This is a genomic window from Streptomyces sp. SID1328 (assembly GCF_009865595.1).
In the GTDB taxonomy this organism is placed as follows: domain Bacteria; phylum Actinomycetota; class Actinomycetes; order Streptomycetales; family Streptomycetaceae; genus Streptomyces; species Streptomyces griseoluteus.
On sequence record NZ_WWKH01000344.1, the window covers coordinates 1 to 700 of the forward strand.

Genomic DNA, 700 nt, shown 5'->3' on the forward strand with positions numbered 1-700 from the left:
CACCTCCGCCCCGGCCGCGGCGAGCCGGAGCGCGCACGCGCTGCCGATGCCGCCGGCCGCCCCGGTGACGAGGGCGACCCGGCCGGCGAGGTCCAGGGCGGAAGGGGTACTGGGGTGGGGGCTGGACGAGATCATGTCTCGACCCTAGTGACGCGCCCCCGGCTCACCACATAGGGCGAGAACCCATACTTCAGCCAAGAGTCATGGGGTCGAACCATGTGGGTGTCTCGGACAGAGCCTGCTTGATCCGGAACAGCGAGAACTCGTTCAGCTCCGGCAGCGCGTCCACCGCGAACCAGCCCACGTCCAGCGACTCGTCGTCGTTGACCCGCGCCTCGCCGCCCACGGCCCGGCAGCGGAAGGTGATGTCCATGTACTGGCACTCGTCGCCGTTGCCATAGGTGATCGGCTGGAGGGCCTGCACCAGGACGACCCGCTCGGGCACGCAGTGCACGGCCGTCTCCTCGAAGACCTCGCGCACCGCGCACGCGGCGGGCTGCTCGCCCGGCTCCGGGATGCCGCCGACCACCGACCACTTGCGGGTGTCCGTGCGGCGGCCCAGCAGCACCCGCCCCTCGTCGTCGAAGACGATCGCGGTGACACCGGGGAGCCAGAGCAACTGGGTGCCCGCCGTGGCCCGGAGCGAGGTGATGAATTCAGGTGTAGCCATGGCCCCGACCCTAAACGGCCGGACTCCGGC

At 70.9% G+C, this 700-nt stretch carries 1 protein-coding gene and 1 pseudogene; both read right to left on the reverse strand.

What is annotated here, in order from left to right:
* Positions 1-135 (reverse strand): annotated as a pseudogene (locus GT030_RS10230) (3-hydroxybutyrate dehydrogenase); the annotation flags it as partial.
* Positions 136-190: 55 nt separating this feature from the next.
* Positions 191-670 carry an NUDIX domain-containing protein gene (locus GT030_RS10235; protein WP_161200826.1) on the reverse strand — a complete coding sequence of 160 codons (480 nt, stop codon included), beginning with the start codon at positions 668-670 and terminating at the stop codon, positions 191-193.
* Positions 671-700: the final 30 nt, after the last annotated feature.